13 protein-coding genes are annotated in these 12,341 nt (G+C 61.9%); 9 read left to right on the forward strand and 4 right to left on the reverse strand.

Annotated features, from left to right (window positions below; all coding sequences use genetic code 11):
• Positions 1-136 precede the first annotated feature (136 nt).
• On the forward strand, positions 137-2,011 hold the full coding sequence (locus V6093_RS00990) for a sigma 54-interacting transcriptional regulator (RefSeq protein ID WP_265978373.1): 1,875 nt from the start codon (positions 137-139) through the stop codon (positions 2,009-2,011).
• A gap of 124 nt (positions 2,012-2,135) precedes the next feature.
• Here V6093_RS00990 and V6093_RS00995 read toward each other — a convergent pair whose 3' ends face one another.
• Entirely contained in the window at positions 2,136-3,224 is a 1,089-nt protein-coding gene (locus V6093_RS00995; RefSeq protein WP_003250634.1) for an asparaginase, read from the reverse strand.
• 367 nt (positions 3,225-3,591) lie between these two features.
• On the opposite strand from V6093_RS00995, the gene V6093_RS01000 reads away from it, so the two are divergent.
• The 7 genes from V6093_RS01000 to V6093_RS01030 all read left to right on the forward strand — a co-directional run bounded on the left by V6093_RS01000 (position 3,592) and on the right by V6093_RS01030 (position 10,529).
• Positions 3,592-4,551, forward strand: coding sequence for a sugar ABC transporter substrate-binding protein (locus tag V6093_RS01000; protein WP_179053360.1), 960 nt, complete (start codon positions 3,592-3,594; stop codon positions 4,549-4,551).
• Positions 4,552-4,571: 20 nt separating this feature from the next.
• Complete coding sequence (locus tag V6093_RS01005; RefSeq protein ID WP_047604092.1) at positions 4,572-6,125, forward strand: sugar ABC transporter ATP-binding protein; 1,554 nt, start codon at positions 4,572-4,574, stop codon at positions 6,123-6,125.
• Positions 6,122-7,117 (forward strand): ABC transporter permease, encoded by a 996-nt coding sequence (locus V6093_RS01010; protein WP_265978375.1) that lies wholly within the window; start codon positions 6,122-6,124, stop codon positions 7,115-7,117. Before V6093_RS01005 ends, V6093_RS01010 begins: the two co-directional genes overlap by 4 nt.
• Positions 7,118-7,121: 4 nt before the next feature.
• Complete coding sequence (locus V6093_RS01015; protein ID WP_265978377.1) at positions 7,122-8,144, forward strand: LacI family DNA-binding transcriptional regulator; 1,023 nt, start codon at positions 7,122-7,124, stop codon at positions 8,142-8,144.
• Positions 8,145-8,159: 15 nt separating this feature from the next.
• Positions 8,160-9,068 (forward strand): ribokinase, encoded by a 909-nt coding sequence (gene rbsK, locus V6093_RS01020; protein WP_003250643.1) that lies wholly within the window; start codon positions 8,160-8,162, stop codon positions 9,066-9,068.
• Positions 9,065-9,463 (forward strand): D-ribose pyranase, encoded by a 399-nt coding sequence (rbsD, locus tag V6093_RS01025; protein ID WP_003250646.1) that lies wholly within the window; start codon positions 9,065-9,067, stop codon positions 9,461-9,463. Before rbsK ends, rbsD begins: the two co-directional genes overlap by 4 nt.
• A gap of 64 nt (positions 9,464-9,527) precedes the next feature.
• Positions 9,528-10,529 carry a nucleoside hydrolase gene (locus tag V6093_RS01030; RefSeq protein ID WP_033725572.1) on the forward strand — a complete coding sequence of 334 codons (1,002 nt, stop codon included), beginning with the start codon at positions 9,528-9,530 and terminating at the stop codon, positions 10,527-10,529.
• Here the strand turns inward: V6093_RS01030 and V6093_RS01035 are convergent.
• Positions 10,501-10,713: a hypothetical protein gene (locus V6093_RS01035; protein WP_003250649.1), complete on the reverse strand. Its 213-nt coding sequence runs from the start codon at positions 10,711-10,713 to the stop codon at positions 10,501-10,503. The two genes, V6093_RS01030 and V6093_RS01035, sit on opposite strands and share 29 nt — an antisense overlap.
• A gap of 274 nt (positions 10,714-10,987) precedes the next feature.
• Here V6093_RS01035 and V6093_RS01040 point away from each other — a divergent pair, with 274 nt between their 5' ends.
• Complete coding sequence (locus V6093_RS01040) at positions 10,988-11,299, forward strand: I78 family peptidase inhibitor (protein ID WP_003250651.1); 312 nt, start codon at positions 10,988-10,990, stop codon at positions 11,297-11,299.
• 201 nt (positions 11,300-11,500) lie between these two features.
• Here V6093_RS01040 and V6093_RS01045 read toward each other — a convergent pair whose 3' ends face one another.
• Positions 11,501-11,713 carry a cold-shock protein gene (locus V6093_RS01045; RefSeq protein ID WP_003250656.1) on the reverse strand — a complete coding sequence of 71 codons (213 nt, stop codon included), beginning with the start codon at positions 11,711-11,713 and terminating at the stop codon, positions 11,501-11,503.
• A 162-nt stretch (positions 11,714-11,875) separates the two neighbouring features.
• On the reverse strand, positions 11,876-12,181 hold the full coding sequence (locus V6093_RS01050) for a hypothetical protein (RefSeq protein WP_003250658.1): 306 nt from the start codon (positions 12,179-12,181) through the stop codon (positions 11,876-11,878).
• Positions 12,182-12,341 lie beyond the last annotated feature (160 nt).

Raw genomic sequence — 12,341 nt, forward strand, 5'->3', positions numbered from 1 at the left:
GTTTTTTGTAACTGCATGATTTTATTGAGTTATTTTTTGTTTGATGGCGAGGTTTATTTACGAAATTTCGTAAATCACGAACGGTCGTAATATTGTTCACGAAATGTCGTGAAAATCGGTTCGAGGATATCCATCAGTGACAGACGCCGTCGCCCTCGGAGTCGCTGCCGACTCCGCCGTTGCCATGCTGTTAATCCACCCGGTAGATGATCGGGTACTGCAAGCCAACAACGCCGCGCTCGATTTACTGGGCTGCGCCGCAAATGAGCTTTCCGGTCATGCCTTTAGCCATTTTCTGCGAGGGGGAATCGCACTGTGGGTGAGCTTTACGGATGAGGTGCTGACTCAAGGCGAAGCGTGGTCGGACGACCTGCTGCTGGTGGATCTGCAACTGCGGCAAATAGCGGTGGAGGTTTCGGCTAGCGCGGTTGAGGGCGGGAAAATTGTACTGGCGGTGCAGCGCCGCGACCTTCTGGAGCAGCGCCGTAACCGGGCTGAGGCGCGCCGCCAACACCGTTTGGGCCACGTGGGGTGGGAGCGGATCAGCCAAGTGTTCGAGCGCATCCAGCAGCAGAACCGGCTGATTCTTGGTGCAGTTGGCGAGGGCATCTATGGGCTCGATACCCGGGGCCAGACCACGTTCATCAACCCCGCCGCCGAGCGTATTCTGGGGTGGAGTGCCGTCGACATGATTGGCCAGGATGCCCACCATTTGTTCCACCACAGCCATAGCGACGGACGTGCGTTCGAGGTCAATCAGTGCCCCATTCATGCTTCGTTCAGCGATGGACAAGTTCATCGCGTGGACCACGAGGTGTTCTGGCACAAGAGCGGCGAACCAATCGCCGTCGAGTACACCAGCACTCCAATCTTCGAGATGGGAAGGCTGGTGGGGGCGGTGGTGTTGTTTCGGGACATCCGCGAACGACAGCGCACTGAAGCGCGCCTGCGCGATGCGCTAAGTGAAGTAGAGCAGTTGAAGACTCGGCTGGAGATGGAAAACCAATACCTGCAGGAGGAAATCAACGCCCACGGCAATCACCACGAGATCGTCGGCGAAAGCCCAGCGGTCAAGCATCTGTTACAGCAGATCGACCTGGTCGCAGCTACCGACGCCAACGTGTTGGTCACCGGCGAGTCAGGCACGGGTAAAGAGCTTGTGGCTCGCGCGATTCATGGCAGCAGCCCCCGGCGCGACCGCCCTCTGATTCGGGTCAATTGCGCCGCGGTACCCCGTGAATTGTTCGAGAGCGAGTTCTTCGGCCACCTCAAAGGGGCCTTCACCGGAGCGGTCAGCAACCGAGTGGGTCGCTTTGAATTGGCGGACGGAGGTACCTTGTTTCTCGATGAGGTGGGAGAGATTCCGCTGGAGTTACAAAGCAAGTTGCTCCGTGTTCTACAGGACCGCCAGTTTGAGCCTGTAGGCGACAATCGCACCAGGGCCGTTGATGTGAGAGTTATCGCCGCAACGAACCGTGACCTGCGCGATATGGTCGCCCGAGGGGCGTTCCGGGAAGATTTATACTTCCGCTTGAATGTGTTCCCTATACGCTCGGTGCCCCTGCGGGAGCGACTTGAGGACATTCCGTTGCTCGCCAGCCATTTTCTTGAAAGGGCTAGCCTGGCGTTTAACAAGCCGGGCATTCGCATGTCGCTGACCCAAGTCGCGGTGCTTCAGCAGTACGCCTGGCCAGGCAACATTCGCGAGCTTCAAAATGTGATTGAGCGACAGACCATCGTCTCCCGAGACGGTCGCGTGAGCTTTCATGAGGTTCTGGCGCCAAACGGCCCGTCCAGTGGCCCAGTATCTTCAATTGCACAATGCCAGCCTGAGCCGACTGCCGACAAAGACTGGGAGCGGCAGATGAAGCTGAATGCGATCTCTGTGCTCAAACGAACAGCAGGGAAAGTCTCCGGCGAGGGTGGTGCTGCGCAATTGCTGGGGTTGAAGCCCACAACCTTGGCGTCTCGACTCAAGAAGTGGGGCGTTGATCCGAGAGATTACAAATAGAGCCGCTTGCGCAAGCCAGAGAAGAAACCCACTGATGCGAGCCCCAGTTGAACGGCGGCGGGGCGGGATTGATCTGGAAGGGAAGAATGGCCGGTGATGTGGGGCACCGGCCATGGGTGGTTGATCAGTACTCCCAGAAGATGCGTTGCAGCTCTTTGCTGTCCTGGGTCTTGGTCATTGCCACCATCGCCAGGATCCGCGCTTTCTGCGGGTTCAGGTCGTGAGCCACGACCCAGTCGTTCTTGTCATCCGGCTGTTCGGCGTTACGCAGTACGAAACCACCCTGGTTGACATGCGACGAGCGGATGATCTGCACGCCGTTCTTGCGCAGTTCTTGCAGCGCCGGGACTACCCGCGACGATACCGAACCGTTGCCGGTACCGGCATGGATCAGCGCCTTGGCGCCGTTCTGTGCCAGCGCCTTGTAGGCGGTGTCGGTGACGTTGCCATAGCCATAGGCAATGTCCACCTGCGGCAGGCTGCTGATCTGCTTGATGTCGAACTCGGAATTGACCGTATGGCGCTTGGCCGGCAGGCGGAACCAGTACGATTTGCCTTCCACCACCATGCCCATCGGGCCCCAGGCGCTCTTGAAGGCTTCGGTCTTGATGTTGACCGCCTTGCTCACATCGCGGCCGGACTGGATCTCGTCGTTCATGGTCACCAGCACGCCCTTGCCACGCGACTGCTTGTCGCTGGCTACGGCCACGGCGTTGTACAGGTTGAGCATGCCGTCGGCGGACATGGCGGTGCCCGGACGCATCGAGCCGACCACCACGATTGGCTTGTCGGTCTTCTCTACCAGGTTGAGGAAGTAGGCGGTTTCTTCGAGGGTGTCGGTGCCATGGGTGATGACGATGCCGTCCACGTCCTTGCTTTCGGCCAGCTCGGCGACGCGCTTGCCCAGCTTCAGCAGGTCGTCATTGCTGATGCTCTCGGAGGCGATCTGCATCACTTGCTCGCCACGTACGTTGGCGATGTCGGCCAGTTCTGGCACACCAGCGATGAGCTTGTCGACGCCCAGCTTGGCAGCCTGGTAAGTGGCGCTGTTGGCAGCGCTGGCGCCGGCGCCGGCAATGGTGCCGCCGGTGGCGAGGATGACCACGTTGGCCAGCTTCTGTTGGGTTTCGGCTTCTTTGGCCGAGGCGCTGGATGGCAGGATCAGCAACAGGGCGAGTGCGCTGGGGGCGAAGGTTTTGAGTGCGGCATTCATCGTTATTGTTCTCGCTTCCTAGTGAGATAGTTATTGAGTCGCGCAGGGCTATAGGCATTTTTCGTACCAAGGCACCACGCGTTGCCTGGGTTGGAGCGGCCTTGCGTTGCAAGAGGCCGCGTAGCAGCCCCGGCAATGTGTGGTGTTGCACCGAGCCGCGCCTGCAAACGGTGGCATTGCATTCGTAATTCCGAACAAAAAAAGGAAAAGGTGTTCGGGTTTTCGGAAAAGCCTGCATAATCGGCCCCGGCAGCACATTGGCCTCCGACAGCCAAACGGATTTGACAAACAACGGTCCTGTTACCATAGTTGGTCAACGCAAACGTTTGCGATCCGATAAAAAACACAAGATTCGGAGTCATCGTTCATGAAGCTGCCGTTCCCCGGTCGTCTGCTGGCCATCGCTGTCATTTCCTCGCTTAGCCTCGCCTTGCCATTGTCTGCTGCCCACGCTGAAGACAAGCCCAAGGTCGCCCTTGTCATGAAGTCGCTGGCCAACGAGTTCTTCCGCACCATGGAAGACGGCGCCAAGGACTACCAGAAAACCCACGCCGACGAGTTCGAGCTGATCGCCAACGGCATCAAGAACGAGACCGACACTGGCGAGCAGATCCGCATCGTCGAGCAGATGGTCAATGCCGGCGCCAAGGCGCTGGTGATTGCCCCGGCTGACTCGAAAGCACTTGTGTCGGCGGTGAAGAAGGCCATGGACCAGGGCGTGGTGGTGATCAACATCGACAACCGTCTGGACCCTGACTTGCTCAAGAGCAAAGGCATCAGCGTTCCCTTCGTCGGCCCCGACAACCGCAAGGGCGCGCGCCTGGTTGGCGATTACCTGGCCAGCCAGAAGCTCAAGGCCGGCGACCAGGTGGGCATTATCGAAGGCGTGCCGACCACCACCAATGCCCAGCAGCGCACCGCCGGCTTCAAGGACGCCATGGGCGCCGCGCAGATGAAAATCGTCTCGGTACAAAGCGGCAATTGGGAGATCGACAAAGGCAACGCCGTCGCCGCCTCCATGCTCAACGAATACCCCGACCTGAAGGCCTTGCTGGCCGGCAACGACAGCATGGCCCTGGGCGCTGTGTCCGCCGTGCGTGCCGCTGGCAAGACCGGCCAGGTGCAAGTGGTGGGCTACGACAACATCAATGCCATCAAGCCAATGCTTGAAGACGGTCGCGTGCTTGCCACCCTCGACCAGGCGGCCAGCCAGCAGGCGGTGTATGGCATTCAGGCGGCGCTGAAAATGGTCAAGGGCGAAAAGCCTGATGTGGATGCCGACAACGTCATCCAGACCCCGGTCGAACTCATCACCAAGAAGCCCTGATGCTGCCAGGAGAATCGGCCATGCCTGCATCGGCCAATGAAGTGGTGCTTGCCGCCAGCGGCCTGGGCAAGACCTACGCCCAGCCCGTGCTCGGCGAGGTCAGCCTGAGCCTGCGCGCCGGTGAAGTGCTGGCCCTGACCGGCGAGAACGGCGCAGGCAAGAGTACGTTGTCCAAGCTCATCAGCGGCCTGGAGGTGCCCACCACCGGGCACATGACCTACCGTGGCCAGGCCTACGCGCCCGGCAGCCGCAGCGAGGCCGAACGCCTTGGTGTGCGCATGGTCATGCAGGAGCTGAACCTGCTGCCGACGCTGACCGTGGCGGAAAACCTGTTTCTCGACAACCTGCCCAGCCGTTTCGGCTGGATCAGCCACAAGCGCCTGCGCCAGCTGGCAACGGCCGCCATGGCTCGGGTCGGGCTCGACGCCATCGACCCGGACACCCCAGTCGGCGAACTGGGCATCGGCCATCAGCAAATGGTCGAGATTGCCCGCAACCTGATCGGTGACTGCCATGTGCTGATCCTGGACGAGCCCACTGCCATGCTCACTGCACGCGAGGTGGCGTTGCTGTTCACCCAGATCGAGCGCCTGCGCGCCCGCGGCGTGGCCATCGTCTATATCTCGCATCGCCTGGAAGAGTTGCAGCGCGTGGCCCAACGCATCGTTGTACTGCGCGATGGCAAGCTGGTGTGCGACGAGCCGATCCAGCGCTACAGCAGCGCCGAACTGGTCAACCTGATGGTCGGCCGCGAGCTGGGCGAGCATATCGACCTGGGCCGACGGCAGTTGGGTGCACCGCTGCTCAAGGTCGACAAGTTGTGCCGCGGCGACAAGGTGCGTGAGGTGTCGTTCGAAGTCAGGGCAGGGGAGATTTTTGGCATTTCCGGCCTGATCGGCGCCGGCCGTACCGAGCTGTTGCGCCTGATCTATGGTGCCGATCGCGCCGACAGCGGCGGTATCGCGCTCGGCCAACCGCCGCAGGCGGTAAACATCGACTCGCCCAAGGCTGCAGTGCGGGCCGGTATTGCGCTGATAACCGAAGACCGCAAAGGCGAGGGCCTGCTGTTGACGCAGTCGATCAGCGCCAACATTGCATTGGGCAACCTGGGCGCGGTATCGCGTGCCGGCGTGCTCGATGGCGAAGCGGAAAAAGCCTTGGCCGAACGCCAGATCCAGGCCATGCGCATTCGCAGTGCCGGCGCGCAGCAGGTGGTGGGTGAGCTGTCTGGCGGTAACCAGCAAAAAGTGGTGATCGGCCGCTGGCTGGAGCGCGATTGCCAGGTGCTGCTGTTCGACGAACCCACGCGTGGCATCGATGTGGGCGCCAAGTTCGACATTTATGGCCTGCTGGCCGAGCTGGCGCGCCAAGGCAAGGCCTTGGTGGTGGTGTCCAGTGACCTGCGAGAACTGATGCTGATATGCGACCGCATCGCCGTGCTGTCCGCCGGCCGCCTGATCGACACTTTCGCGCGTGATCATTGGAGCCAGGACCAGTTGCTTGCCGCTGCCTTCGCCGGTTATCAGAAACGTGACGCGCTGCTGCATGATGCAGCCCCCAGGATGGATGCATGAAAACCACCCCGCTCAACAACCAGGAAGCCGCCCCCGTGCGCCGCAGCGGTACCTACTTTGGCCTGGGCACCTACCTGGGCCTGGCTGGCGCCTTGCTGGCGATGATCGTGCTGTTCTCGTTCCTCAGCAGCCACTTCTGGTCGTATGGCACCTTCAGCACGCTGGCCAACCAGATCCCGGACCTGATGGTGCTGGCGGTGGGCATGACCTTCGTGTTGATCATCGGCGGCATCGACCTGTCGGTGGGCTCGGTGCTGGCGCTGGCCGCCTCGACGGTGAGCGTGGCGATACTCGGCTGGGGCTGGGGCGTGCTGCCCTCGGCGCTGCTGGGCATGGCTGTGGCCGCATTGGCCGGCAGCATTACCGGTGGCGTCACCGTGGCCTGGCGCATCCCGTCGTTCATCGTCTCGCTTGGTGTGCTGGAGATGGCCCGTGGCCTGGCCTACCAATTCACCGACTCGCGCACCGCCTATATCGGCGACGCCTATGTCTGGTTCTCCAACCCGGTCGCCTTTGGTGTTTCGCCAGCGTTTATCATCGCCTTGTTGGTGATCGTGCTCGCCCAGTTGGTACTGACGCGCACGGTGTTCGGCCGTTACCTGATCGGTATCGGCACCAATGAAGAGGCCGTGCGCCTGGCCGGTATCGATCCGCGCCCTTACAAAGTGCTGGTGTTCGCCCTGATGGGCCTGCTCGCCGGCCTGGCCGCACTGTTCCAGATCTCGCGGCTGGAAGCCGCCGACCCCAACGCCGGGTCTGGCCTGGAGCTGCAGGTCATTGCCGCCGTCGTGATCGGCGGTACCAGCCTGATGGGCGGGCGTGGCTCGGTCATCAGCACCTTCTTTGGCGTACTGATCATTTCCGTATTGGCCGCCGGGCTGGCGCAGATCGGCGCCAGCGAGCCGACCAAACGCATCATCACCGGGGCGGTGATCGTCATCGCCGTTGTGCTCGACACTTACCGTAGCCGGCGCGCAGGCCGGCGGAACTGACACCATGGCAACCATCAAAGACGTCGCGGCACTGGCGGGTATTTCGTACACCACCGTGTCCCATGTACTCAACAAGACCCGTCCGGTCAGCGAGCAGGTGCGGCTGAAAGTGGAAGCCGCCATCATCGAACTGGATTACGTGCCCAGTGCGGTGGCGCGCTCGCTGAAGGCGCGCAGCACGGCCACCATCGGCCTGTTGGTGCCCAACAGCGTCAACCCGTACTTCGCCGAGCTGGCGCGGGGTATCGAAGACGCCTGCGAGCGCAACGGCTATTGCGTGATCCTGTGCAACTCCGACGACAACCCACAGAAGCAGCGCAGCTACCTGCGCGTGCTGCTGGAAAAACGCATCGACGGCCTGGTAGTGGCCTCGGTGGGCCAGGACGACGACCTGCTGCAAAGCCTGGCCGGTGTGCGCACGCCAATGGTCATCGTCGACCGTGAGCTGGAAGGCGTCGATGCCGACCTGGTGCGCATTGACCACGAGCAGGGGGCGTACCTGGCCACCCGGCATCTGCTGGAGCTTGGCCATCGCGACGTCGCCTATATCGGCGGCCCCGCCGAAACCGGGGTTACCCAGCTGCGCCTGAGCGGCTTCCGCCGTGCCATGGCCGAAGCCGGTGCGCCCGTGCTGGGCAGCCGTGTACTGCACTGCGACTTCACCAGCCCGGGTGGCCATGCAGCAGCGGCGCAGGTGCTGGAAGGCAAGCGGCCCTCGGCGATTTTTGCCGGCAACGACATGATCGGCTTTGGTGTGCTGCGCGCTGCAGCCGAACGCAATATCAGCGTACCCGGCGAGCTGTCGGTGATCGGTTTCGACGACATCGAGCTCAGCCGCTACGTGTACCCACCACTGACCACGGTGGGCCAGTCGATCCGCGAGCTGGGCGAGAGCGCTGCCTCGTTGCTGCTGACGCGTATCGCTACGCCCCGGCAAGGCGCGGCGGAGCAGCGCATTGTCGCCCCGCGTATCGTCTTGCGTGAGTCCACCGGGCCGCGCCCGGACCTGTTCAATGATTACCGCTAACGCTAAGGAAACGTCATGAATGCCAAGGTTGTGGTGGTTGGCAGCCTCAACATGGACCTGGTGGTCCGCGCCCAGCGCCTGCCACGGGCCGGCGAAACACTCCCCGGCGATAGCTTTTTCACGGTGCCGGGCGGCAAGGGTGCCAACCAGGCGGTGGCGGTAGCGCGGCTGGGGGGCAGCGTGGCGATGATCGGCAATGTGGGGGATGATGATTACGGTCGGCAACTGCACCGGGCCTTGTATGTCGAGGGTATCGACTGTCAGGGTGTCAGCACCTGCCCGGGCACGTCCAGCGGTGTGGCGCTGATCACGGTGGATGCTGCCAGCCAGAACTGTATTGTCATCATTCCCGGCGCCAACGGCCTGCTGACGCCGCAGTCGGTGCTGCGTTTCGATGCACTGCTGCAGGCCGCCGAGGTGGTCATCTGCCAGCTGGAAGTGCCCACTGACACTGTGGCGTGCACACTGGCCAGGGCGCGTGAGCTGGGCAAGCAGGTCATCCTGAACCCGGCACCCGCTACCGGCCCCTTGCCAGCGGACTGGTTTGCGCATATCGATTACCTTACCCCTAACGAAAGCGAGGCCGAAGCCTTGACCGGTGTGGCGGTGACCGACCAGGACAGTGCCCGGCGCGCAGGTGAGCGCTTGCTGCAGCTGGGGGCAGGCAAAGTGATCATCACCTTGGGTGCGCAAGGTGCCTTGCTGGTTACTGCCCAAGGCCATCAGCACTATCCGGCGCCGCGCGTGCAACCGCTGGACACCACCGCTGCCGGCGATACCTTCATTGGTGGCTTTGCTGCCGCCCTGGTGCGTGGGCTGAAGGAGGGCGAGGCGATCGCCTTTGGCCAGCGTGCCGCGGCATTGTCGGTTACCCGTGCCGGTGCCCAGCCGTCGATTCCCTACCTGGCGGAGCTGACGCCATGAAGAAAACCCCGCTGCTGAACGTTGCCCTGTCGCGAGTCATTGCCGGCATGGGGCATGGCGATATCCTGGTGATCGGCGATGCCGGGCTGCCGGTGCCGCCGGGTGTCGAGCTGATCGACCTGGCCATTACGCCTGGCCTGCCGGACTTCGCCAGTGTGCTGCGGGTGGTGCTGAGCGAATTGCAGGTTGAGCGCCACGTGCTGGCCGAAGAAATGCAGAAAGTGGTGCCACCCGCGCTGGTCGAAATCGAGCGACTGAAGGGCAAGCTGGGCAAGCGCGAATGGCTGACCCATGAGGATTTCAAAGTGCTGTCGCGCAGTGCCCGTGCGGTGGTGCGTACAGGCGAGTGCCAGCCCTATAGCAACATCGCCCTCATCTCCGGCGTCACCTTCTAGCCGCTTCCACAAAGGACGCCGGGCTGTGTAAACGCATGATTCATAGGCAACAGGAGTGCCATCCATGCTCAAGTCCCTGCTACAAGGAGTCGTCTTCATGGCCACAGCCTCCACCCTCCAGGCCGCACCCATCGACCTGATCATCGACACCGATCCCGGCGCGGACGATGTGGTCGCGCTGTTTTTGGCCATGGCTTCGCCCAACGAACTCAGTATCCGCGCCATCACCACCGTGGCCGGCAACGTGCGCCTGGACAAGACCTCGCGCAATGCCCGCCTGGCCCGCGAGTGGGCGGGGCGCGAAGACATCCCGGTGTACGCCGGTGCCGGCCGCCCATTGGTGCGCACGCCGATCTACGCCGCCGACGTTCATGGCGAAGAAGGCCTCACTGGTGTACCGGTGCACGAGCCGAAAGCGCCTCTGGCCCAGGGCAATGCCGTGCAATACCTGGTCGATACCCTCAGCGCAGCCAAACCGCACAGCATCACCGTCGCCATGCTCGGCCCGCAGACCAACCTGGCCCTGGCGCTGATCCAGCGCCCGAGCATCGTCAACGGCATCAAAGAGGTGGTGGTCATGGGGGGAGCCCATTTCAACGGCGGCAACATCACCCCGGTGGCGGAGTTCAACCTCTATGCCGACCCGCACGCCGCCGAAGTGGTGCTGGCCAGCGGCGTACAGCTGACCTACCTGCCGCTGGACGTCACGCACAAGCTGCTGACCAGTAACGCCCGCCTGAAGCAACTGGCGGCCGTGAACAACCAGGCCAGCAAGCGCGTGGTGGATATCCTCAATGCCTACATCACCCACGATATGGACGTGTATGGCATACCTGGCGGCCCTGTGCACGACGCCAGCGTCATCGCCTACCTGTTAAAGCCCGAGCTGTTCAGTGGCCGGCGTATCCACATGAGCATCGACAGCCGCGAAGGGGCCACTTTCGGCCAGACAGTTGCAGACTGGTACGGTGTGCTCAAGCGGCCGGCGAATGTGCTGTGGGTGGAGCAGGGTGATGCCCAGGGGCTGTTCAACCTGCTCAGTGACCGTCTGGCGCGATTGGAATAGCCGCGTGCGGCGCGTAGCGCTCGAATACCTGGTCGATGAAGCTGCGTGCCGCCTCGGCACCGTTGTCGCGCACCAACAGGTCGATGGCGATCAACAGTAACTCTTCCGGTGTGCCAGGGCTGTACGCGCTCTGGCCCTCGGCCCATTTGACCTTGATATCGGCATCGATGCTGTGGGTGCTCATGAAAAGCTCTCGCTGGGGGCCCGGAACGAAGGGGGAACACCTGACCCTGGTGTTCGATGGAGGCGGGATGCGCTCCACTTCTTGCAGCAAATCATGGCTTTGCGCCGGTGACCGTGCGGGCTAAGCATATGGCAAATACAGCACGTTGTGCAAAATCCGGTCACGATTGCTTTTCGCCTCGCCGCTGCAGTTCAGGCAGACTTGACCGGTTTTGCAACAAATGATGAGCGGAGCTGTCGGATCAGGCAGTTCCCGGACCGATTTAGGAGGCTTCATGTTCCGTACCCGTGCTTACCTGGCAACTCTGGCTGTGGCTGCTGTCCTGGCGGGTTGCAGCACTGGTGGCAATGCTGATGGTGGTGCCGCGCCAGCGGGCAACGATGGCCGCTGCGAAGCCAGTGGTGCCGACTTTGCCCTGGGCAAGCAGGCCAGCGCCGAATTGCTGGAGCAGGCACGCAAGGCCAGCGGCTCGCAGATGGCGCGCATTCTCAAGCCGCACGACGTGGTCACCCTGGAGTACCGCTCCGAGCGCTTGAACCTGAACGTGGACGAGCAGGGTAGGGTAACCCGCGTCAACTGCGGTTGATGCACGCGGGGGCAACTGCCTTGCGCAAAATGTGAAAAGCCTGCGCGGTCGCCTTGTAGGAGCGGGTTCACCCGCGAACACGGGCAAAGCCCGTGCCATTCACCCTACAGTCGGTTTCGCAGGCAATCCCGCCCCACTCAGATGATGCATCACCCATAAAAAAACCCGCCACAAGGGCGGGTTTTTTTACAGCTATCCGAATTACTCCGGACGAACCTGTGCAGCCTGCATGCCCTTCTGGCCGCGCTCGGCGACGAAGGAAACAGTCTGGCCTTCTTTCAGGCTCTTGAAGCCGTCAGATTCGATGGCTTTGAAGTGTACGAACAGGTCGTCGCCGCCGCCTGCTGGGGTGATGAAGCCGTAGCCTTTCTCATCATTGAACCATTTGACGGTGCCTTGTTGGCGATTGGACATGGGTGAATCTCCAGAACATTTAGTTTTTTCAGTGGTGCAATGCGGCCGAGGCTACGGAGCACGGGATACATCATAGTCTAATTCTGCGCATCTAGCGCCTTTTACCTTCGCAGGATATTGATCCAGCTCAAAGAATGGCTGGCCATCACCGGCTTTAAGGTTTCAGCTCTTCGGTGCGCAGGCCTGTCTCACCACCGACTGCGCCTTCTGCATCAGCTTGGCGTCAACGCCGTCCTTGCTGTCGAGGTCGGCAATCTCGGCGTCGGTGAAGTTCTTTTTGATGGCTTGCGCGCCGCAGTCGCAGTGTTTTTTCGCGGTGGCAGCGTCAACGCCCTGGCCGCTGGCCACTTGCGTGCACTGGGTCATGTAGGCGGCCTCCTTCCCGGCTGGGAAGTTGCCGGCGTTCGCAGCCACGGGCAGCAGCAGGGCGCCAGCGGCCGCCAGGGCCAGAAGAGACGGAACTCGCATCACCAGTTACTCCTTGGGTTAAGGTCTCATCAAGAGTAGGTTGCTTCCCAAAGTCTGAGCGGTATTTTTCCGCGTTAGTTCACCGTTGTGGTGCAATTTCCAAATATTTCTGCCTGGGGTGCAACCCGCGTGCTAGCATGCTCGGCTTGCAGTCGCGCTG

The organism is Pseudomonas putida group bacterium ESBL64 (assembly GCF_045277175.1).
Classification (GTDB): Bacteria; Pseudomonadota; Gammaproteobacteria; order Pseudomonadales; family Pseudomonadaceae; genus Aquipseudomonas; species Aquipseudomonas alloputida.

Excerpts from the sequence above, each read along its gene's own strand:
- V6093_RS01015 (WP_265978377.1), top strand. The coding sequence starts at position 7,122 with ATGGCAACCATCAAAGACGTCGCGGCACTGGCGGGTATTTCGTACACC.
- V6093_RS01010 (WP_265978375.1), top strand. The coding sequence starts at position 6,122 with ATGAAAACCACCCCGCTCAACAACCAGGAAGCCGCCCCCGTGCGCCGC.
- V6093_RS00995 (WP_003250634.1), bottom strand. The coding sequence starts at position 3,224 with ATGAATGCCGCACTCAAAACCTTCGCCCCCAGCGCACTCGCCCTGTTG.
- V6093_RS01000 (WP_179053360.1), top strand. The coding sequence starts at position 3,592 with ATGAAGCTGCCGTTCCCCGGTCGTCTGCTGGCCATCGCTGTCATTTCC.
- V6093_RS01035 (WP_003250649.1), bottom strand. The coding sequence starts at position 10,713 with ATGAGCACCCACAGCATCGATGCCGATATCAAGGTCAAATGGGCCGAG.
- rbsK (WP_003250643.1), top strand. The coding sequence starts at position 8,160 with ATGAATGCCAAGGTTGTGGTGGTTGGCAGCCTCAACATGGACCTGGTG.
- V6093_RS01005 (WP_047604092.1), top strand. The coding sequence starts at position 4,572 with ATGCCTGCATCGGCCAATGAAGTGGTGCTTGCCGCCAGCGGCCTGGGC.
- V6093_RS01030 (WP_033725572.1), top strand. The coding sequence starts at position 9,528 with ATGCTCAAGTCCCTGCTACAAGGAGTCGTCTTCATGGCCACAGCCTCC.
- V6093_RS01045 (WP_003250656.1), bottom strand. The coding sequence starts at position 11,713 with ATGTCCAATCGCCAACAAGGCACCGTCAAATGGTTCAATGATGAGAAA.
- rbsD (WP_003250646.1), top strand. The coding sequence starts at position 9,065 with ATGAAGAAAACCCCGCTGCTGAACGTTGCCCTGTCGCGAGTCATTGCC.
- V6093_RS01050 (WP_003250658.1), bottom strand. The coding sequence starts at position 12,181 with ATGCGAGTTCCGTCTCTTCTGGCCCTGGCGGCCGCTGGCGCCCTGCTG.
- V6093_RS01040 (WP_003250651.1), top strand. The coding sequence starts at position 10,988 with ATGTTCCGTACCCGTGCTTACCTGGCAACTCTGGCTGTGGCTGCTGTC.